The sequence below is a fragment of the Pseudomonas sp. MF08817 genome (assembly GCF_059862705.1).
In genome coordinates this window covers 21,653-41,138 of the sequence record NZ_JCBCUY010000035.1, presented here as the reverse complement: position 1 = coordinate 41,138, position 19,486 = coordinate 21,653, and the positions used below count along the sequence as shown (strand labels likewise).

The 19,486-nt window shown below is 63.7% G+C and carries 18 protein-coding genes; 9 read left to right on the top strand and 9 right to left on the bottom strand.

Features of this window, described 5'->3' with window-relative positions; genetic code table 11:
- Positions 1-10 precede the first annotated feature (10 nt).
- Together AC19YR_RS20060 and AC19YR_RS20055 are read right to left on the bottom strand one after the other, a co-directional pair.
- Positions 11-319: a hypothetical protein gene (locus tag AC19YR_RS20060; protein ID WP_095109267.1), complete on the bottom strand. Its 309-nt coding sequence runs from the start codon at positions 317-319 to the stop codon at positions 11-13.
- Between the two features lie 100 nt (positions 320-419).
- Positions 420-2,465: an autotransporter outer membrane beta-barrel domain-containing protein gene (locus AC19YR_RS20055; RefSeq protein ID WP_500599836.1), complete on the bottom strand. Its 2,046-nt coding sequence runs from the start codon at positions 2,463-2,465 to the stop codon at positions 420-422.
- A gap of 443 nt (positions 2,466-2,908) precedes the next feature.
- On the opposite strand from AC19YR_RS20055, the gene AC19YR_RS20050 reads away from it, so the two are divergent.
- From AC19YR_RS20050 to AC19YR_RS20040, 3 genes are read left to right on the top strand one after another with little or no spacing between them, the layout of a single operon-like run.
- Complete coding sequence (locus AC19YR_RS20050; RefSeq protein ID WP_095109265.1) at positions 2,909-4,234, top strand: type II toxin-antitoxin system HipA family toxin; 1,326 nt, start codon at positions 2,909-2,911, stop codon at positions 4,232-4,234.
- Positions 4,231-4,515 carry a helix-turn-helix domain-containing protein gene (locus AC19YR_RS20045; RefSeq protein WP_095109264.1) on the top strand — a complete coding sequence of 95 codons (285 nt, stop codon included), beginning with the start codon at positions 4,231-4,233 and terminating at the stop codon, positions 4,513-4,515. The genes AC19YR_RS20050 and AC19YR_RS20045 overlap by 4 nt, the downstream gene beginning before the upstream one ends.
- Positions 4,516-4,551: 36 nt before the next feature.
- Positions 4,552-5,007, top strand: coding sequence for a YaiI/YqxD family protein (locus tag AC19YR_RS20040; protein ID WP_500599834.1), 456 nt, complete (start codon positions 4,552-4,554; stop codon positions 5,005-5,007).
- A gap of 87 nt (positions 5,008-5,094) precedes the next feature.
- Here the strand turns inward: AC19YR_RS20040 and elbB are convergent, their stop codons facing one another.
- Together elbB and AC19YR_RS20030 are read right to left on the bottom strand one after the other, a co-directional pair.
- Complete coding sequence (gene elbB, locus AC19YR_RS20035; RefSeq protein WP_095109262.1) at positions 5,095-5,760, bottom strand: isoprenoid biosynthesis glyoxalase ElbB; 666 nt, start codon at positions 5,758-5,760, stop codon at positions 5,095-5,097.
- 107 nt (positions 5,761-5,867) lie between these two features.
- Complete coding sequence (locus AC19YR_RS20030; protein WP_095109261.1) at positions 5,868-6,488, bottom strand: DedA family protein; 621 nt, start codon at positions 6,486-6,488, stop codon at positions 5,868-5,870.
- Positions 6,489-6,695: 207 nt separating this feature from the next.
- Here AC19YR_RS20030 and hemB point away from each other — a divergent pair, with 207 nt between their 5' ends.
- Both hemB and ppk1 read left to right on the top strand, forming a co-directional pair.
- Complete coding sequence (gene hemB / locus AC19YR_RS20025; RefSeq protein WP_095109260.1) at positions 6,696-7,709, top strand: porphobilinogen synthase; 1,014 nt, start codon at positions 6,696-6,698, stop codon at positions 7,707-7,709.
- An 18-nt stretch (positions 7,710-7,727) separates the two neighbouring features.
- On the top strand, positions 7,728-9,956 hold the full coding sequence (ppk1, locus tag AC19YR_RS20020) for a polyphosphate kinase 1 (RefSeq protein WP_500599831.1): 2,229 nt from the start codon (positions 7,728-7,730) through the stop codon (positions 9,954-9,956).
- Between the two features lie 49 nt (positions 9,957-10,005).
- Here the strand turns inward: ppk1 and ppx are convergent, their stop codons facing one another.
- From ppx to AC19YR_RS20005, 3 genes are all read right to left on the bottom strand, one after another.
- A complete protein-coding gene (gene ppx / locus AC19YR_RS20015) occupies positions 10,006-11,508 on the bottom strand; it encodes an exopolyphosphatase (protein WP_500599830.1) in 1,503 nt (500 codons plus the stop codon).
- 178 nt (positions 11,509-11,686) lie between these two features.
- The gene (locus AC19YR_RS20010) at positions 11,687-13,246 is read right to left on the bottom strand and encodes a phospholipase D family protein (RefSeq protein ID WP_500599828.1); all 1,560 of its coding nucleotides are present in this window, start codon (positions 13,244-13,246) and stop codon (positions 11,687-11,689) included.
- A gap of 53 nt (positions 13,247-13,299) precedes the next feature.
- Entirely contained in the window at positions 13,300-14,736 is a 1,437-nt protein-coding gene (locus tag AC19YR_RS20005) for an aminotransferase-like domain-containing protein (protein ID WP_095109256.1), read from the bottom strand.
- Positions 14,737-14,912: 176 nt separating this feature from the next.
- Between AC19YR_RS20005 and AC19YR_RS20000 the strand changes: the two genes are divergently transcribed.
- Complete coding sequence (locus AC19YR_RS20000; RefSeq protein WP_095109255.1) at positions 14,913-15,158, top strand: DUF1127 domain-containing protein; 246 nt, start codon at positions 14,913-14,915, stop codon at positions 15,156-15,158.
- A gap of 104 nt (positions 15,159-15,262) precedes the next feature.
- Here the strand turns inward: AC19YR_RS20000 and AC19YR_RS19995 are convergent, their stop codons facing one another.
- Entirely contained in the window at positions 15,263-16,573 is a 1,311-nt protein-coding gene (locus tag AC19YR_RS19995; RefSeq protein WP_095109254.1) for an NAD(P)/FAD-dependent oxidoreductase, read from the bottom strand.
- 147 nt (positions 16,574-16,720) lie between these two features.
- Here AC19YR_RS19995 and AC19YR_RS19990 point away from each other — a divergent pair, with 147 nt between their 5' ends.
- Entirely contained in the window at positions 16,721-17,074 is a 354-nt protein-coding gene (locus AC19YR_RS19990; protein ID WP_095109253.1) for a YkgJ family cysteine cluster protein, read from the top strand.
- Between the two features lie 67 nt (positions 17,075-17,141).
- On the opposite strand, the gene AC19YR_RS19985 is transcribed toward AC19YR_RS19990, so the two are convergent.
- Positions 17,142-17,630 carry an Lrp/AsnC ligand binding domain-containing protein gene (locus AC19YR_RS19985; protein WP_095109252.1) on the bottom strand — a complete coding sequence of 163 codons (489 nt, stop codon included), beginning with the start codon at positions 17,628-17,630 and terminating at the stop codon, positions 17,142-17,144.
- A 155-nt stretch (positions 17,631-17,785) separates the two neighbouring features.
- Between AC19YR_RS19985 and dadA the strand changes: the two genes are divergently transcribed.
- Positions 17,786-19,087: a D-amino acid dehydrogenase gene (dadA, locus tag AC19YR_RS19980; protein WP_095109251.1), complete on the top strand. Its 1,302-nt coding sequence runs from the start codon at positions 17,786-17,788 to the stop codon at positions 19,085-19,087.
- A complete protein-coding gene (locus AC19YR_RS19975) occupies positions 19,059-19,409 on the top strand; it encodes a RidA family protein (RefSeq protein WP_095109250.1) in 351 nt (116 codons plus the stop codon). The genes dadA and AC19YR_RS19975 overlap by 29 nt, the downstream gene beginning before the upstream one ends.
- Positions 19,410-19,486 lie beyond the last annotated feature (77 nt).

The following is a 19,486-nucleotide window of genomic DNA, read 5'->3' as shown; positions in this document are numbered from 1 at the left end:
AAAACTCGATTCAAGGCCGGATTCTGAATTTCTCCCGGCTGGCAATAATTTCAGTGCGGCCCAAGTGAGGCTCAGCGATCACGCTGCCCTCAGGGTAGAGCCCGGTGACTTCGTTGGGCCCGTTTTGCAGTGGCGGCGCCTTGAAGTTGACTGCGTCGGCGCTATTTCTGCTGATTTCGACCTGGGTGGCCATATTGTCTTTCTTGAATTGGACGGCGTAGAGGCCAGTCAGGGAATGGGTCTTGGGGTTTTCCAGAAATATGACTTCTCCCACCCGAACAATGCTGGGGAGTGTGGCGGGGTTTTTTGAGCTGGCCATGGTGCACCTCGTGGGCGAGGGGGGCGACGGGATCAGGCTAAGCGTGGTCCTGATACCCGTCTACTGTCAGAAGTGACAGGTGTTGAGCCGTACAGTGCTTTTAGAAGCTCATCCGCCACTGCCCTGTCAGGCCATTGCTGCGGTTGTTGCTGCTCAGCTCGCCCTGATAGCCGACGCCCAAGGTGTGGTGCTCGGACAGTCTCAGGTCCAGACCAGCGGCCAGTACCAGGCTGTCACGGTCCTGGGCCGCACCTTCGATGGTGAAACCCTTGCCAGTGCTGACGAAGCTTTGGCGGGTCTTGCTTTGCAAGTCGCCGTAGGTGTGTTTCCAACCGGCGCTCAGGCTCGGCATCAGGGCCATGCCGTTGTCCAGCAGGGTGAACTGGGCGAGGCGCAGGCCGAAGGTGTTGTTCAGGTTTTGCCGGCTCTGGCGCTCGACCCGCAGGGCCGCATCGCCGCCCTTTTCCTGGTAGCCGGCGCGTTGATAGCGCTCATAGCCCAGGCTGACAAAAGGCTCGGCGCTCAGGTTGGCGCTGCCCATTTGGTAGCCCAATTCGGCGAAGGCTTGCTGGGTGCTGGAATCGAAGGAGCCCTTGAGGGTGTCGCGATAGCCCTTGAATGCCAGGTTGCGCTGCGTGTCACCGGAGTGGCTGCCATAGGTTGCGCCCAGGCGCAGCGCGAGCGGGCCGCGTTGGCCTATGGCGTAGGCGCCCAGGTACCAGTTGTCGAGGTCGGCATCGAACCGTCGGCCGTCGACCTGGGTCTGCGATTTGGCGCCCAGCAGGCCCAGGCTCCAGGTCTCGTTCACGGACCAGTCGGCGCCCACCACCACGCCATGGGTGCGTTGTTGCAGCGCACGGCTGGCGTGGGCGCGGTCGGTGGTGGTCGAGTTGCCCAGGGCCTGCACCCACACGCGACCGTTGCCGCTGTCGAACTGCGCCGGGGCATCGCTGCCCTGGCGCAGGGTGGCCAGCAGGCTGCCGACCACGGGCCGGGCGCTGTTCTGGGTAATGTTGGCCAGGTTCGCGTTGGCGCCACCGGCCAGTTGTTCCAGGGCATCGGCCGCTTGGTGCTGGGTGCTGGTGAGCAGGGCGTCCAGGGCACCATTACCCGTGCCCGCTGGGTTGCCCCTGTTTACAGGGCTGTCAGGGGTGTTTGTGTTCTCAGTGTTAAGTGGAGTGTCTGTGTCCTCGGCGTTGCGGGGGGTGCCAGGGGCGGTTGAGTCGGGTTCCAGGCCGTTGGCGGCTTCGCGGCCGTTATCGCTGCCGGCACCGTCTTCAAGGCGCCGTTCGTTGCGGGTGTAAGCCAGGTCTACGGTCGTTTCGCTGTAGTGCAGGGCGGGCGTCAAGTAGAGCAGGTCGCTGTTCACCTCCCCAAATTCACCCTCGATCTTGCCGGCCTGGATGACGGTGAAGTACAGGGGGTCAGGGTAGGCGGTGTCGGCAGCTTTGACCGTTAATGCGGCGTTGTCGATTTTAGCGGTGCCCTCGACCTGGACCTTGGCGCCGTCGCCGTTTTGAGCGATGTCGTAAACCAGCGTCGAGCCCTCGGCAAGGGTCAGGTCCTCGCCGACCCATGCGGCGCCCTGCGTAGGATTCACGTGCAGGGTTCCTTCCACGATCAGGTTGCGGACCTTGCCGTTGCCGCCATAAGTGGCGCCCTGCGCCACGAACGCATCGCCGACGATGGTGCCCTGGTTGATGAGGGTGGCGCTATTGCGCACCAGTGCACCGAACTGGAAGTCGCCCGTGCCTTGCACTGTCCAGTTGCCTTGCGGAACGTCCAGCCCCTGGAAGTTGCGTGTCTCAGTCAAGGTGGCGCCGTGGTTGGCCTCCAGCCTCAACACATTGAACCCTTCGCCGCCATCGAAAGCGTGTTCCTGGATGCCATCGAGCTGGAGGGTCAGCAGGTCATCGTCCATGCCCAGGGCAGAGTTGAGGATGTTGTCTTTGCTGTTGGTGGCAATCAGGGTCGTCTTGATTGTGGGGTCATTGGCGAAGTCTTCCAGTAGGCCTAACACCTCGGCCACTGTCTTTGGCGGGAGTGGCGCCTGGCTTTGTTGGGCGTGGGCCATTTTCACCGTGGGCAGGGTCAGGGCGATGGCCAGGGCGAGTGCATGGGGGCTAGGTGGGAGCAAGGTCGGCATGAAGGAGGAGCCTCGTGGTTCGGGAGGCGGAACTCTACGGGGCCATGGCGGGCTATTAATGCCGGGGTTTTCCGTGGTTTTTGCGCGCTATGGCGGCATTACGTGTCGGCATTGTGGGGCGGCGGAGCAAAGTTGGCCGGTGGCCTGCTTGAGTGGCAGCTTTGCCTCACCGTGACTGCGGAAACACCTGTAGGGCGCCCCCACCCGCCCCGCCCTCCGTTGCTCCCTTCGCCGGGTTGATTGGCGCCTGTGCCATGGCGCACTGGCAGTGCGGGGGTCGCAGTCGCAGGCATCTGCATTTTATTGCGTGTGAGCACCCTGTTAACGGCGTATAAATGCATTTTAATGCACATATAAGGCACGCATAGTGCAACCATCTGCACTATATTGCAGGCAACGACTTTGGACGCTCCCTCAAAGGCATCAAATTGCAGGTAACAGCCATGTTCACTTTGACACTCCAACTTTGGTCGGCAGGCGAATGGCAAGACGCCATGCTCCTGACCTTCCACGAACCGCAAGAGGGCCTGCAAAGCCGTTGTAGCTTCGGCTACCTGCAGGACTACCTAGTGGCGCACCTGGGCGATATCGGCGACCCCTTCGCCAGTGCTGTCAGTGCCAACCTGCCGTTGGACTGGAACAGCGAAGACCAGGCCAGTGCGCCGGCCTTTTTACACGACATCGCTCCGGCCGGCGCAGCCCGGCGCTTCCTGCTGGCGCGCCTGGGCCAGCAAAAGCCCGAAGGCATCAGCCCCGATTTGTTCCTGCTGGGCCGCAGCACCCCGGCGCCCATCGGCCATTTACGCATCAAGGAGTCGTTGCAGGACGTTGATAAGCGGCTGCCCATGGGGTTTGCCCGTGACGAGGTGATCGCCCGCGACCAGCGTTTCCTGGAATACGCCTACGAGCAGGGCGCGGCGATTGGCGGTGCAACCGGGGCGGGGGGGGAGGCGCCGAAGCTGCTGCTCACCGAAAGCGTCGACGGCCTGCTGTACCCGGACGCTGTGCTCGATGACGCCGAGGCCCGGCAGCACTGGTTCGTCAAATTCGCCCGCAACAAGGGGCTGCAACTGGACCAGGACATCCTGCGTAGCGAGTTCCACTACTACAAAGCCCTGCAAACCCTGGGCATCGAGACCGTGGCCGCCGAGGGCCTGGCGCTGGAAGAGGCGAGCAAGCCGAGCCTGTGGATGCAGCGCTTTGACCGGGGCGTGACGGCCCACGGCGTCGAGCGCTTGGCCGTGGAGTCGGTCTACTCCCTGGCCGGCGTCACCACCCCTGGCAGTGCGATGAACCACGTGCAGGTGATGCAGATGCTGGCGCAATTGTGGTGGCGGGTGGAGCAGGACGAGCAAATCCCGGATCTGGTCGCCGACTACCTGCGCCGTGACCTGCTGAACAAGATATTGGGCAACTCTGATAACCACGGGCGCAACACGGCAATCATCCGCGAGGCCGACTCGGTGCGCCTGGCGCCCATCTACGACCTGGCACCGATGGTGATGGACGACGAAGGCATCACTCGCACCACCAAATGGCCCCGGGAAATCGAGCGGGCCGGGGAGGTCGATTGGCGCGCCGCGTGCGAGGCCTTGGCCGATATCGCCGATCCGCAGGACAGCTTTGAACGCCTGCGCGAAGACGCCGCGCACCTGCTGGCACTGCCCGATATCCTCGCCGACAGCGGCTTGCCCGCCGTGACGTTCAAGCACCCGAGCATAGCCCTGAAAAACCTTGGGCAACGCTTGAAAGACTGGGGGCTGCAATGAACATGACCCTACAAGAACGCGCCCGGTTCATCGACGCCATCCAGCTAGGCCTGGGCGAAGGCACGTTGCAGATCGGCGAAGCCGTGCGGCGCTTGCGGGTCGAAGTGACAGGGCTGCACCAGAGCCAATTTGCGCGCATGTGCAAAATCTCGGTGCGCACCCTGGTGCATATCGAACACGGCGAAGGCAACCAGACCCTGAAGTCGCTTAACGCAGTGTTCAAGCCATTCGGGCTGCAGATGGGCGTGGTAAAAGCCCGGCGCACGAAGGCGGGCGTTTAAACCAATGTTTATTGCTGGACCCAGCGAGGAGAAACCATGCGCGTGTGGATCGATGCCGACGCTTGCCCCAAGACCGCGAAGGATCAAGTGGTGAAATTTGCCCTCAAGCGCCAGTTCGAGGTGTTGCTGGTGGCGGGCCAGAGCCAGATCAAACCGCCGTTCGCCTGTGTGCGGCTGATCGTGGTGCCGGCCGGGCCGGATGCGGCGGACGATTACCTGGTGGAACATGCCGTGCCCGGCGACCTGGTGATTTGCAGCGACGTACCGCTGGCTGACCGCTTGGTGAAAAAAGGCGTGGACGCCCTCGACCCACGGGGCAAACCCTTCGACGCGCAAAACATGGGCGAACGCCTGGCCGTGCGCAACCTGTTCACCGACCTGCGCGAACAAGGCCAGGCCAGCGGCGGACAAGGGCCCTATGGCGAACGGGACAAACAGGCCTTCGCCAATAGCCTGGATCGGCTGCTGACACGGTTGATGCGGGGGGAATGACCCGGACCACATCCCTGTGGCAGCGGGCTGGGTCCGGGCGGCGATCCGACGATGGCGCCGGGTCAGGCAACGTGATGTTGGCTGGGCTCAGTCGTTTTCGTGAGTCAGCTCAAGCACGCGGTCAACCAGTTTGTTGATTCCTGCCGCCGCTTCGCCGATGGATTGGGCGAGCATGTAGGCCGGGGTGCTGACTAGTTTGCGGGCCTTGTCTTCGACGATTTCGCTGACCGCGCATTCTTCATGTTCGGCGCCCATGGCGGTGATGGCGGCGGCGGTGTCGCTGTCGTTGCCGATGGTGCAGACCACGCCCGGGCCGTAGATCTTGGCAGCGATGGCCGGGGAGATGCAGATCAGCCCCACCGGTTTGCCCGCTTCGGCAAAGGCTTCGGCCAGGGCCAGGACATCGGGCTGCACCGTGCAACCGGCGCCTTGGGTAGCGAAGTTGGACAGGTTTTTCGCCGAGCCAAAACCGCCGGGCACGATCAACGCATCGAAGTCCTCGACCCGCGCCTCGCGCACGTCCTTGACCTGGCCGCGGGCGATGCGCGCCGATTCCACCAGCACATTGCGCGACTCCGGCATTTCCTGGCCGGTCAGGTGGTTGATGACGTGCAACTGCGCAATGTCAGGGGCGAAGCACTGCACCTGCGCGCCGCGTTGGTCGAGGCGCAGCAGGGTAATCACGCTTTCGTGGATCTCGGCGCCGTCGTATACGCCACAACCGGAAAGGATCACTGCAACTTTTTTGCTCATGGGTTTTTCTCCAGGTTCATGGCGTCCAAATGTCCACTAATTTGCCGCCCGGTGCCATAGCTCAGACACCGGGTGTGTGGATTCGATCGATTGGATAGGGCGCGCGGTTACAGCGGCGGCGAGGACTCGCCGTTGGCGGCTTTTTCGGCCTGTTCGGCCCGGCAGATTTCCTTGGCCAGGCGCGCGTTCTTGACGCGGCGGCGCAGCCACAGCAACAGGCCCAGCAGGAGCAGGGCACCGAGCACCCACAATTCGTACTTCTTGATGCTGCCCAGCATGCCTTCGAGCACCGCGCCAAAGTGGTAGGCCGCCGCCGCCAGGGCCGTGGCCCAGATCGCGGCGCCGATGCCGTTGAGGATCAGGTAGCGCCCCGGTGGATAGCCGGACAGGCCAATGGCCACGGGCATCACCGTGCGCAGGCCATAGACGAAGCGAAAACTCAGCACCCAGATATCCGGGTGTTTGCGGATGTGCTCCAGCGCGCGATCGCCCATCAGTTGCCAGCGCGGTTTGCGCGCAAGCAATTTGCGCCCGTGCTTGCGGCCCAGGAAGTACCACAGCTGATCGCCGGCATAGCTGCCGCAGAACGCCACCACCACCACCAGGTTGATATCCATGTATCCGCGGAACGCAAGGAAGCCGGCGAGCACCAGAATGGTTTCACCTTCAAAGAACGTGCCGAGAAAAAGGGCGAAGTAGCCGAAATCCTGAAGAAATTGTTGGAGCATTGTCTGGATGCTGGCGAAATGAACGCGCAGCCTACGCCTTCGGGCAGTGTGAGGAAAGTATCGAAATGTGTCTCGACGTGAACATTTCCTACAAAGACAATGACTGCGGCGACCGGTCGCACGGCTGAGCGCGACTGTCATCTGTTCGTCATAATGGCCGCTTATAACTGTCACGCTCGCCCGCCAGCGCGGGCTCAGGAGTCTGCCGTGAGCTTCACCCCCGCCACTCGTGTGTTCCCCGCCACCCGCCTGCGGCGCAACCGTCGCGACGACTTTTCCCGCCGCCTGGTGCGCGAAAACCTACTGACAGTGGACGACCTGATCCTGCCGGTGTTTGTCCTCGACGGGCACAATCGCCGCGAAACCGTGGCCTCGATGCCGGGTGTGGAGCGCTTGAGCATCGACCTGCTGCTCGAAGAAGCCGCCCAGTGGGTGGAACTGGGCATACCGGCGCTGGCGCTGTTCCCGGTCACGCCCAGCGCGCTCAAGTCTCTGGACGCCGCTGAAGCCTGGAACCCCGACGGCATCGCCCAACGCGCTACCCGCGCCTTGCGCGCACGCTTTCCGCAGTTGGGGGTGATTACCGATGTGGCGCTGGACCCGTTCACCACCCACGGCCAGGACGGCATCCTCGACGACAGCGGCTACGTGCAGAACGACACCACGGTGGCCGCGCTGGTGCGCCAGGCGTTGTCCCATGCCGAGGCGGGCGCCCAGGTGGTGGCCCCGTCGGACATGATGGACGGTCGCGTGCAAGGTATTCGCGAAGCCCTTGAGCTGGCCGGCTACGTCAACGTGCGGATCATGGCCTACTCGGCCAAGTACGCCAGTGCCTACTACGGGCCGTTCCGCGATGCGGTGGGCTCGGCGCTGAACCTGGGCCAGGCGAACAAGGCCTCCTACCAGATGGACCCGGCCAACGGTAATGAAGCCCTGCACGAGGTGGCTGCGGACTTGTCAGAAGGCGCGGATATGGTCATGGTCAAGCCTGGCATGCCCTACCTCGACATCCTTTACCGGGTCAAAGAAGAATTTAAAGTGCCGACCTTTGTCTATCAGGTCAGCGGTGAATACGCCATGCACATGGCGGCCATCCAGAATGGCTGGTTGAGCGAGGGGGTTATTCTCGAATCCCTGACCGCTTTTAAACGGGCAGGCGCTGATGGCATCCTGACTTACTTTGCCGTTCGTGCTGCTCAATTGTTACGAGAGCCAAAATAGCCCTCCCAGGAACACGTCATGAATACCGAAGGACTGACTGAAGTGGCAGTAAAAGACGCTCAACCGGTGGTCGAACAGATCGTCGAAACCCCGCCGGAACTGGAGCAGGAGCACCCCGCGCCGGCCGTGGCCAGCGAGCCGCAACCGGCGCCGCCGGCGATTGCGATCCCGAGCCTGGATGACAGCAGCCTGTACATCCACCGCGAGCTGTCGCAACTGCAATTCAACATCCGCGTGCTGGAACAGGCGCTGGATGAGTCCTACCCGTTGCTGGAGCGGCTCAAGTTCCTGCTGATCTTCTCCAGCAACCTGGATGAGTTCTTCGAGATCCGCGTGGCGGGCCTGAAGAAGCAGATCACCTTCGCCCGCGAACAGGCCGGCGCCGACGGCTTGCAGCCGCACCAGGCCCTGGCGCGCATCAGCGAGTTGGTGCACGGCCACGTTGACCGCCAATACGCGATCCTCAACGACATCCTGCTGCCGGAGCTGGAAAAGCACCAAGTGCGCTTCATCCGCCGCCGCCACTGGACCACCAAGATCAAAACCTGGGTGCGCCGCTACTTTCGCGACGAGATCGCGCCGATCATCACCCCCATCGGCCTGGACCCGACGCACCCGTTCCCGCTGCTGGTGAACAAGAGCCTGAACTTCATCGTCGAGCTTGAAGGCATCGACGCCTTTGGCCGCGATTCGGGCCTGGCGATCATCCCGGCGCCGCGCCTGTTGCCGCGCCTTATCAAGGTGCCGGAAGAGGTTGGCGGCGCGGGCGACAACTACGTGTTCCTGTCGTCGATGATCCACGCCCACGCCGATGACCTGTTCCAGGGCATGAAGGTCAAGGGTTGCTACCAGTTCCGCCTGACCCGTAACGCCGACCTGGCGGTCGATACCGAAGATGTCGAAGACCTGGCCCGCGCCCTGCGCGGCGAACTGTTCTCGCGCCGCTACGGCGACGCGGTGCGCCTGGAAGTGGCCGACACCTGCCCTAAACACCTGTCCGACTACCTGCTCAAGCAGTTCAACCTGCACGAGACCGAGCTGTACCAGGTCAACGGCCCGGTGAACCTGACGCGCCTGTTCAGCATCACGGGCCTGGAGAGCCAGCGCGAACTGCAATACATGCCGTTCACCCCGCAAATCCCCAAGCTTTTGCAAAACAGCGAGAACATCTTCAGCGTCGTCAGCAAGCAGGACATTTTGCTGCTGCACCCGTTCGAGTCCTTCACCCCGGTGGTCGACCTGCTGCGCCAGGCCGCCAAGGACCCGCATGTGCTGGCCGTGCGCCAGACCCTGTACCGCAGCGGTGCCAACTCGGAAATCGTCGATGCCCTGGTGGACGCCGCGCGTAACGGCAAGGAAGTCACCGCGGTGATCGAATTGCGTGCGCGTTTCGACGAAGAGTCCAACCTGCAACTGGCCAGCCGCCTGCAAGCGGCCGGCGCGGTGGTGATCTACGGCGTGGTCGGCTTCAAGACCCACGCCAAGATGATGCTGATCCTACGCCGTGAAGCGGGCGAGATCGTGCGCTACGCCCACTTGGGCACCGGCAACTACCACGCCGGTAACGCCAAGCTCTACACCGACTACAGCCTGCTGACCTCCGACGACGCCTTGTGCGAAGACGTGGGCAAACTGTTCAGCCAGTTGATCGGCATGGGCAAAACCCTGCGCATGAAAAAGCTGTTGCATGCGCCGTTCACCCTCAAGAAGGGCATGCTCGACATGATTGCCCGCGAAACCCAGTTCGCCCTCGACGGCAAACCGGCCCACATCATCGCCAAGTTCAACTCGCTGACCGATCCGAAGATCATCCGTGCGCTGTACAAGGCCAGCCAGTCGGGCGTGCGCATCGACCTGGTGGTACGCGGCATGTGCTGCCTGCGCCCAGGGATTGCCGGGGTCTCGCATAACATCCACGTACGCTCGATCATCGGCCGCTTCCTGGAGCACACGCGGGTGTTCTACTTCCTCAACGGCGGCGAAGAGCAGATGTTCCTCTCCAGCGCCGACTGGATGGAGCGCAACCTCGACAAGCGCGTGGAGACTTGCTTCCCGGTGGAAGGCAAGAAGCTGATCCTGCGGGTCAAGAAGGAGCTGGAAAGCTACCTCACCGACAACACCCACAGCTGGAGCCTGCAATCGGACGGGCGCTACATCCGCAACACGCCCACCGGCAACCAGAACCCGCGCAGCGCCCAGGCGACCTTGCTGGAGCGCCTGAGCAACCCGGTGTTGAGCGTTCGCTGAACAAAAAAGGGGCCTGAAAAGGCCCCTTCTTCGTTGCTGCACCCGGGGCTCAATGCACGTTGAGCACAATCCCGACGCGGGTCAGCCATTCGGCTTCAAGGGCGAAGTCGGCTTGGGTCAATTGGTTTTCGTCCAGCCAGCCTGCGGGGAAGGACACTTCCAGGCTATCGCCCTGAGCATGCAGCGCCACCTGGGGCATGGCCTGGGTGCCGCGGATGTGATGGAACAGAATCGCAAAGCGCAGCAGCACGCACAGGCGGATCAGCTTGATGCCTTCGTCGCCGAACTCGGCGAATTTGTCCTTGGGGATGTTGCGGCGGTGGCCGCGCACCAGCAGGGCGAGCATTTGCTGGTCTTCGCGGGAGAAGCCGGCCAGGTCCGAGTGCTCGATCAGGTAGGCGCCGTGCTTGTGGTAGTGGTAGTGGGCGATATCTAGCCCCACTTCATGCACTTTCGCCGCCCAGCCCAGGAGTTCGCGCCAGATACCGTCCGCCAGGTCCCAGTCCGCCGCCACTTGGTCGAAGGCATGCAGGGCCTTGCGCTCGACCCGCGCCGCTTGTTCCAGATCGACGTGGTAGCGCTCCATCAATGAGCCGAGGGTGCGTTCGCGCACGTCTTCGTGGTGGTGGCGGCCCAGCAGGTCGTACAGCACGCCTTCGCGCAGCGCGCCATCGCAGTGGTCCATGCGTTGCAGCTCGAGGGCATCGAAGATCGCTTCGAGAATCGCCAGGCCCGCCGGGAAAATGGTGCGCCGGTCGGGCTTGATGCCTTCGAAGTCGATTTTTTCCGCGTCGCCCAGTTTGAACAGCTTGCGCTTGAGCCACGCCAGGCCTTCGGCGTTGACTTCGCCGGTGCCGTGGCCGCCGGCCTTGAGCGCCAGGCCAATGGCGCGAATGGTGCCCGAGGAGCCGATGGCTTCATCCCAGGTCAGGCGATGCAAGGCATGCTCGATGCTCATGATTTCCAGGCGCGCGGCGGTGTAGGCCTGGGCGTAGCGCGCCGGGGTGATCTTGCCGTCCTTGAAATAGCGCTGGGTGTAGCTGACGCAGCCCATTTGCAGGCTCTCGCGCAGCAGCGGCTCGAAGCGTTGGCCGATGATGAACTCGGTGCTGCCGCCGCCGATGTCCGCCACCAGGCGTTTGCCCGGGGTGTCGGCCAGGGTATGGGAGACCCCGAGGTAGATCAGGCGCGCTTCTTCACGGCCGGAGATGACTTCCACCGGGTGGCCGAGGATCTCTTCGGCGCGGCGGATGAATTCGCCACGGTTGCGCGCCTCGCGCAGGGCGTTGGTGCCCACGATGCGCACCGCGCCCAGGGGCATGCCGTTTATCAATTGGGCAAAGCGCTTGAGGCAGTCGAGCCCGCGCTGCATGGATTCTTCGTTGAGGCGACGTTCGTCGTCGATGCCGGCGGCCAGTTGGACCTTCTCGCCGAGTCGCTCCAGGATGCGGATTTCACCGTTCTGGGCCTTGGCCACGACCATATGAAAGCTGTTGGAGCCCAGGTCGATAGCGGCGATCAGGGACAGATGCTTGGCTTTGGATTGCGGCATGGGTAGGGGGTCTCGGTCGAAAACTTCGCCATCGTGCCACGATCACAGGCTCGCGCCAACGCACAGTGTTGGCTGGCGTGATCTGGCTCAGGAAAAATCGACAACACGTGTAAGTAATTGGAGGTGCCGCCGTCGTCGCGGGCAAGCCCGCTCCTACAGGGAGAAGGCTGGGTACGGCTTACAGCATCCGCTCCAGCCCCACGCGGGTGCTGAACCAGGCGTTGAAGCGGCGCCACCAACTGCCCGGTTCGCGGGTCAGGGTGTGGCGCTGGCCGTGGTCTTCGGTGACCCACACCACGTCGCCGTTGTCGATTTTCGCTTCGTAGCTCAGGGCCGGGGCCATGCCTTGCAGGGCCAGGGTGCGCACGTGTTCGGCCAGTTCCGGGCTGTCCACCATGACCCCCACTTCGGTATTCCACAGCACCGAGCGCGGGTCGAAGTTGAACGAGCCGATAAAGGCGTAGCGGCGGTCGAAGATCATCGCCTTGCTGTGCAGGCTCGAATCCGAGCCCTGGCGCGAAGCGCCGCTGAACAGGCGGGGGCCGCTGCCGCCGGTGGCGCCGGGTTGGCGGCGCAGCTCGAACAGGCGCACGCCGTGCTCCAGCAGGGCCTTGCGGTAGGGCGTGTAGCCGCCGTGCACCGCCGGCACGTCGGTGGCTTCCAGGGAGTTGGTCAATAGGCTCACCGCGACCCCCGCATCGGCGCGCCCGGTGAGGTACAAAAGCCCCGGTTGGCCTGGCACGAAGTAGGCGGAAATCAGGATCAACTCCTCGCTCACCCCTTGCAGCTGCGGCGCCATCTGCGTGGTCAGCAGCAGCTGCGGGTCGGGCTCGCCTCGGGCCAGGACTTTGCTCGGCGCATCCCACAGCGCCTGGTTCCAGGCCCAAATCAATTCCTTGCGCCAGAGGTCCAGGCGCGGCTCGGTGCGATAGCTCATCAGTTGCTGGAACAGCGCGTGGTTCTCGCGCCGGTTCTGCTCCAGGGAGGCTTCGAGCTGCGCGCGGGTCTTGGCCAGGTCCTTGGCCGAAGGCTGCGAGAGGAACTCATCGATGGGTTTGCTCAGGGCGCTGTTCCAGTACTGGTCGAAGCTGTGGCCCAACTGCTCGGCCACCGGCCCGACGCTGAGCATGTCGATGTCGGTGAAGTTCAGGTTGGGTTCGGCGTCGAAGTATTCGTCGCCCAGGTTGCGCCCGCCGACAATCGCCGCCGCGTTGTCGGCCAGCCACAGCTTGTTGTGCATGCGCCGGTGTTGCAGCGACAGGTTGAACAGCCGCCCCATGGCCCGCGTGACGCCGGTGCTGCGCCCCAGGTGCAGCGGGTTGAAGAGGCGGATCTGGATCTGTGGGTGGGCGGCGAGGGTGGCGATGATCTGGTCCAGGCCATCGCTGGTGGTGTCGTCCAGCAGGATGCGCACGCGCACGCCACGGTCGGCGGCCTTGAGCAACTCTTCGACGAGCATCCGCGTACTGATGCCGTCGTGCACGATGTAGTACTGCAAATCCAGGCTGCTTTGGGCGTTGCGGATCAGCTCGGCGCGGGCCATGAACGCCTCGCTGCTGTTGGACAGCAAGCGAAACCCCGAGCGGCCCTGGTGCGGCGCGGCCTGGGCCTGGATCGAGCGGCCGAACGCCGAGCCCTGGGCGGGCAGGGCCTGGCTCGGTTCGCGCGGCACGTCGAGGCTGGCGCAACCGCTGGTGGCCAACAGCAGGAAAAAGGGCAGGGCCTGGGTGAGTTTCAAGGAGTGGCCTCTGAGCGCGGCGTGGAATGTTGTTTTTCGACGCCAGCCAGCGGTTAAAAGTCCGTGGTGCCTTGGGTTTCGGCCAACAACCGGGCCGCCGCCGCGCCGACTTTGCGCACCGCTTCTTCAATCTCTGCCGTCGGCTTGGCAGCGTAGTTCATCCGCAGACAATTGCGGTACTTGCCCGAGGCCGAAAAAATGCTGCCCACGGCGATCTGCACGCCTTGCTCCAGTAGCACGCGGTTGAGCTTGAGGGCGTCGAAGTTGTCCGGCAGCTCAACCCACAGCATGAAGCTGCCCTGAGGGCGGCTGGCGCGGGTGCCAGCGGGGAAATAGCGGCTGACCCAGTCGAGCATCTGGTCGCGGTTGCGCTGGTACTGCGTGCGCATGCGCCGCAAATGGGGCTCGAAATGCCCGCCCTTGAGGAATTCGGCAATGGCGATCTGCGGCTGCGGCGCGGTGGAGCCGGTGCTGATGTATTTCATGTGCAGCACCCGCTCCAGGTAACGCCCGGGTGCTACCCAGCCAATGCGCAACCCGGGGGCGAGGGTCTTGGAAAACGAACTGCACAGCAACACGCGGCCGTCTTCGTCGAAGGATTTGATGGTGCGCGGGCGCGGGTAGGTGTAGGCCAATTCGCCATACACATCGTCTTCGATGATCGCCACGTCAAAGCGTTGCGCCAGGGTCAGCAGGGCGCGTTTGCGCGACTCGGGCATGATGTAGCCCAGCGGGTTATTGCAGTTGGGGGTCAACTGTATGGCCTTGACCGGCCACTGCTCCAGGGCCAGCTCCAAGGCTTCGAGGCTGATGCCGGTGAGCGGGTCGGTGGGGATCTCCAGGGCCTTCATGCCCAAACCCTTGAGGGTTTGCATGGCGCCGTGAAAGCTCGGCGAGTCGACGGCGACGATATCCCCCGGCTCGCAGATGGCGCGGATGCTGGTGGACAGCGCCTCATGGCACCCGGTGGTGATGACCAGGTCCTGGGCGCCGAGCTGGCAGCCGGAGTCGAGCATCAGGCGCGCAATCTGCTCGCGCAGCTCCAGGGTGCCGCAGATGTTGTCGTAATACAGGCCGGGCATGTCCTGGCGCCGGCTGATGCGCGCCAGGCCCCGCAGCAGGGGTTGCAGGGTGGGTGTCATCACGTCCGGCATGCCCCGGCCCATCTGTATGACGTCCTTGCGCGGCACGGCGCGCACCAGTTCCAGCACCTGGTCCCACTGCGAAATATCCACCGGCCGCTGCGCCGGGCGGCCCACGGCGGGCAGCTCCGGTAGCTCGCGGCCCACCGGCACGAAATAGCCGGACTTGGGCTTGGGCGTGGCCAGGCCGCTGTCTTCGAGCATGCGATAGGCCTGCTGCACCGTGCTCAGGCTGACCCCGTGTTCCGCGCTCAGGGCCCGCACCGAGGGCAAGCGGTCGCCGGGGCGGTAGAAGCCCTGCTCGATGCGGGTGCCCAGCAGTTCGGCGAGATTCACGTAGAGGGTCATGGCGGCTCCGGTGTGTCTGCTTCGGCGACCCGTACAGATGGGCCGAAAACGGGGGATTCAGTGGGCAAAGCGGGAAAACTGTATGGAGATAATAGGCGGCGGTTGAATCTGTATCGATTTTCGCCGCCCGCGCATCATGAAAGCTCTCGCTACCCAAGTAAACAGGAGCAATCACCATGAATGGTTTAAGCGATGTGCGGCTGGCGCTACACAGTCAGGAGCTGGCGGCAGCACGGAACACCGGCGCGCGTGCCGGCGCACTGCGCAACGCGCCGCTCGGCCTCGGCCGCTGGGGGCTGTTGTGGCATCGCCTGAACACCCGCAAGGCCCTGCTGGAACTGAGCGCCGAACAACTGCGCGACGTCGGCCTGAGCCGCGAACAGGCGCGTGAGGAAGGGTTGAAACCGTTTTGGCGGGTGTGATTTCAATCCTGAACCCTGTGGGAGCGGGCCTTGCCCGCGATGGCGCCGCCGAGGTGCCTGAGCCCCCGAGCGTGGGATCGCCACCCCGCAGGCTCAACCGTCTATCAAAACCGCTCTTTAAGCCGGTGCCACAACATGCCCAGCGCCAGCAGCGGCGAGCGCAAGTGTTTGCCGCCGGGGAAGGTCATGTGGGGCACCTTGGCGAACAGGTCGAAACCGCCGCCCTGCTGGCCGCTGATGGCTTCGCCCAGGAGCTTGCCGGCCAGGTGTGTGGCGTTGAGGCCGTGGCCGGAATAGGCCTGGGCGTAATACACATTGGGTTGCTCGGCGAGGCGGCCGATCTGCGGCAGGCGATTGGCGCCGATGCCGATCATGCCGCCCCACTGGTAGTCGATCTTCACCCCGGCCAGGTGGGGGAACACTTCAAGCATTTTCGGCCGCATGTAGGCGCCGATGTCCTGCGGGTCGCGGCCCGAATAGTGGCAGGCACCGCCGAACAGCAGGCGCCGGTCGGCCGAGAGGCGGTAGTAGTCCAGTGCCACCCGTTGATCGCACACCGCCATGTTTTGCGGCAGCAAGGCGTGGGCCTGTTCCGCGCTCAAGGGCTCGGTGGCGATGATGTAGCTGCCGGCTGCTAGCACTTTGCCGCTTAGGTGCGGGTTGAGGTCGTTGAGGTAGGCGTTGCAGCCCAGCACCAGGGTGTTGGCGCGCACCGTGCCTTGGGCAGTGTGCACGCGCACCTGCGGGCCGTAATCGATGCGGGTGACCGCCGATTGCTCGAATAGCCGCACCCCCAGTTGTTGCGCCACCATTGCTTCACCCAGCGCCAGGTTGAGCGGGTGCAAGTGCCCCGAACCCATGTCGATCAAGCCGCCGACGTAGCGTTCGGAGCCCACCACGCTGTGCATCTCGTTGGCCTGCAACAGCCGCGTTTCGTGGCGATAGCCCAGGCTGCGCAGTTCGGCGGCGTCTTCGGCGAAGCCTTCCAGGTCGCCGGGTTTGTTGGCCAGGTCGCAGTAGCCCCAGGTCAGGTCGCAGTCGATCTGGAAGCGCTCCACCCGCTGGCGCACGATTTCCACGGCCTCCAGGCCCATGAGTTTCATTTGGCGCACGCCGTCGTTGCCGATCACGTTGGCGAACTGGTCGAGGCCATGCCCCACGCCGCGGATCAACTGCCCGCCATTGCGCCCGCTGGCGCCCCAGCCGATCTTGCGCGCCTCCAGCAGCACCACGCTGAACCCGCGCTGCGCCAGCTCGATGGCGGTGTTGAGCCCGGAGAACCCACCGCCAACCACGCACACGTCCGCCACCTGCTCGCCCGTGAGCGCCGGGTGGTCGGGCTGGGGCAGGCTGCTGGCGGCGTAATAAGAAGCGGTGTGTTGGGCGGGAACAGGTGAGTGTGCACGGGCATTCATGTGCGTAATCCTGATTATTGTGTTTAAAAAATTTTACGGAGCATAAGCCGGACCTTTCGCGGGCGGCAACACTGGTCGGCCCGCGCTGTCTGCGCCGGGGGTTTTAAGGCAAAATCCGGGCCTTCTCGTTTTTCAGGTCGCGCTTGCATGAGCTGCAACAGTCAGAAAGTCCGCTACCTGCGCCAGCAGATTCCCTCGTTCGAGTGCGTCCCCGGTTGCCACGACTGCTGTGGGCCGGTGACCACCTCGCCGGAGGAAATGGCGCGCCTGCCGCGCAAGACCGCCGCCGAGCAGGACGCGGCCATGGACGAGCTCAACTGCGTACACCTGGGCCCCCACGGTTGCACGGTGTACGACGAACGCCCGCTGATCTGCCGCTTGTTTGGCACCACCGCCACCCTGCCATGCCCCAACGGCCGCCGCCCGGTGGAACTGATCCACCCGCGGGTTGAAAAGCAGATCCACGAGTACATGGCCAGTACGCGGCAGGTGTTGGTTTAGCGCGGTGTTGGTGGGTTGACGGTATCCATCTATCGGCTGTACCGGCCCCTTCGCGGGCGAGCTCGGCTCAATCGGCAATCGGTAGGCTCAGGCTCTCTTTGACTTCTTCCATCACGATGTAGCTCTTGGATTCGCGCACGTGGGGCAGCTTGAGGAGGATGTCGCCCAGCAGCTTGCGGTACGAGGCCATCTCGGAAATCCGCGCCTTGACCAGATAGTCGAAATCCCCCGACACCAGGTGGCACTCCAGTACATGGGGCAACTTCAGCACGGCGCGTCGGAATTCGTCGAAGGTATCGCCAGATTTGTAGTCGAGGCTGATCTCGACAAACACCAGCAGGCTGCCCTTCAGGTGCTGCGGGTTGAGCCGGGCGTTGTAGCCCATGATGATGCCTTCGCGCTCCAGGCGTCGGACCCGCTCGGTGCAGGGCGTTGTCGACAAACCGACCTTCTCTCCCAACTCGGTGAACGAGATGCGCCCGTCCGCTTGCAGGATGCGCAGGATGTTGCGGTCGATCTTGTCCAGCTCGCGCTTGGTCTGGGTGTTGGTACGCATAGGCGATGCGCCTCCGTGAAAAGGGTTTTTGCCGAGAATTCTCGCCAAATATAGGCGCTTATATAGTGAAAAGCACTGGCGGATCTTTCTTACACTGCCCGCAACTTTGCTCGAATAACAAACGTCAGCGGCTCGCCGCGATGAGGGATACGAAAATGCGCGTTCTGGTCTTGGGTAGCGGCGTCATCGGTACGGCCAGTGCCTACTATTTGGCGCGGGCCGGTTTTGAAGTGGTGGTCGTCGATCGCCAGCCCGCCGCTGCCATGGAAACCAGCTTCGCCAACGCCGGCCAGGTCTCGCCGGGCTATGCCTCGCCCTGGGCCGCGCCGGGCGTGCCGCTCAAGGCCATCAAGTGGCTGCTGCAACGCCACGCGCCGCTGGCCATCAAGGCCACCGCCGATATCGGCCAATACCTGTGGATGGCGCAGATGCTGCGCAACTGCACGGCCAACCGCTATGCGGTGAACAAAGAGCGCATGGTGCGCCTGTCCGAGTACAGCCGCGATTGCCTCGACGAATTGCGCGCCGAAACCGGCATTGCCTATGAAGGCCGCAGCCTGGGCACGACCCAGTTGTTCCGCACCCAGGCCCAGCTCGACGGCGCGGCCAAGGATATTGCCGTGCTGCAAGAGTCCGGCGTGCCGTTCGAGCTGCTCGACCGTGAAGGCATCGCCCGCGTGGAGCCGGCCCTGGCCAGCGTTACCGATATCCTCGCCGGCGCTCTGCGCCTGCCCAACGATCAGACCGGCGACTGCCAGATCTTCACCACGCGCCTAGCGGAAATGGCTGTGAAGCTGGGGGTGGAATTCCGCTTTGGCCAGGACATCCAGAGCCTGGACCACGCGGGCGACCGCATCAACGGCGTGTGGATCGACGGCAAGCTGGAAACCGCCGACCGCTACGTGCTGGCCCTGGGCAGCTATTCGCCGCAACTGCTCAAGCCCCTGGGCATCAAGGCCCCGGTGTATCCACTCAAGGGTTACTCCCTGACCGTGCCGATCACAAACCCGGCGATGGCACCGACCTCGACCATCCTCGACGAAACCTACAAGGTCGCCATCACCCGTTTCGACAACCGCATCCGCGTGGGCGGCATGGCCGAGATCGCCGGTTTCGACCTGTCGCTCAACCCGCGCCGGCGCGAAACCCTGGAGATGATCGTCAACGACCTCTACCCCCAGGGCGGCGACCTGGCCCAAGCCAGTTTCTGGACCGGCCTGCGCCCCACCACCCCGGACGGCACGCCGATTGTGGGCGCCACACCGTTTCGCAACCTGTTCCTGAACACCGGACACGGTACACTCGGCTGGACCATGGCCTGTGGCTCTGGTCGCCTGTTGGCCGATCTGATGGCGAAGAAAACCCCGCAGATCAGCGCCGAAGGCCTCGATATTTCCCGTTACGGCAATCACCAGGAGGCGACACCCCATGTCAATCCAGCGCCAGCTCACCAATGAGCGCATGAGCCAGATCGTCGTTCACAACGGCACGGTGTACCTGGCCGGGCAAGTGGCCGACGACCTGGATAGCGGGATCGAGCAACAGACCCGTGAAGTGCTGGGCAACCTCGAGCGTTTGCTGGACCTGGCCGGGACCGACAAGAACCGCCTGTTGTCGGTGACCATCTACCTGAAGCACGTCGCCGATTTCGCCGGCATGAACGCGGTGTGGGACAAGTGGCTGCCCAAAGGCGTGGCACCTGCCCGGGCCACGGTGGAAGCCAACCTGTGCGAGCCGCGCATCCTGATCGAGTTGTCGGTCGTGGCCGCTTTGCCGTAACAACGATCCCTCTTGCGGTGCTGTCGCAGGCCCAGGCCTGCGGCTCGCACCGCTTTTTATTTCCCATGTCTGCCTAG

Excerpts from the sequence above, each read along its gene's own strand:
- AC19YR_RS20060 (WP_095109267.1), bottom strand. The coding sequence starts at position 319 with ATGGCCAGCTCAAAAAACCCCGCCACACTCCCCAGCATTGTTCGGGTG.
- AC19YR_RS20055 (WP_500599836.1), bottom strand. The coding sequence starts at position 2,465 with ATGCCGACCTTGCTCCCACCTAGCCCCCATGCACTCGCCCTGGCCATC.
- AC19YR_RS20050 (WP_095109265.1), top strand. The coding sequence starts at position 2,909 with ATGTTCACTTTGACACTCCAACTTTGGTCGGCAGGCGAATGGCAAGAC.
- AC19YR_RS20045 (WP_095109264.1), top strand. The coding sequence starts at position 4,231 with ATGAACATGACCCTACAAGAACGCGCCCGGTTCATCGACGCCATCCAG.
- AC19YR_RS20040 (WP_500599834.1), top strand. The coding sequence starts at position 4,552 with ATGCGCGTGTGGATCGATGCCGACGCTTGCCCCAAGACCGCGAAGGAT.
- elbB (WP_095109262.1), bottom strand. The coding sequence starts at position 5,760 with ATGAGCAAAAAAGTTGCAGTGATCCTTTCCGGTTGTGGCGTATACGAC.
- AC19YR_RS20030 (WP_095109261.1), bottom strand. The coding sequence starts at position 6,488 with ATGCTCCAACAATTTCTTCAGGATTTCGGCTACTTCGCCCTTTTTCTC.
- ppk1 (WP_500599831.1), top strand. The coding sequence starts at position 7,728 with ATGAATACCGAAGGACTGACTGAAGTGGCAGTAAAAGACGCTCAACCG.
- ppx (WP_500599830.1), bottom strand. The coding sequence starts at position 11,508 with ATGCCGCAATCCAAAGCCAAGCATCTGTCCCTGATCGCCGCTATCGAC.
- AC19YR_RS20005 (WP_095109256.1), bottom strand. The coding sequence starts at position 14,736 with ATGACCCTCTACGTGAATCTCGCCGAACTGCTGGGCACCCGCATCGAG.
- AC19YR_RS20000 (WP_095109255.1), top strand. The coding sequence starts at position 14,913 with ATGAATGGTTTAAGCGATGTGCGGCTGGCGCTACACAGTCAGGAGCTG.
- AC19YR_RS19995 (WP_095109254.1), bottom strand. The coding sequence starts at position 16,573 with ATGAATGCCCGTGCACACTCACCTGTTCCCGCCCAACACACCGCTTCT.
- AC19YR_RS19990 (WP_095109253.1), top strand. The coding sequence starts at position 16,721 with ATGAGCTGCAACAGTCAGAAAGTCCGCTACCTGCGCCAGCAGATTCCC.
- AC19YR_RS19985 (WP_095109252.1), bottom strand. The coding sequence starts at position 17,630 with ATGCGTACCAACACCCAGACCAAGCGCGAGCTGGACAAGATCGACCGC.
- dadA (WP_095109251.1), top strand. The coding sequence starts at position 17,786 with ATGCGCGTTCTGGTCTTGGGTAGCGGCGTCATCGGTACGGCCAGTGCC.
- AC19YR_RS19975 (WP_095109250.1), top strand. The coding sequence starts at position 19,059 with ATGTCAATCCAGCGCCAGCTCACCAATGAGCGCATGAGCCAGATCGTC.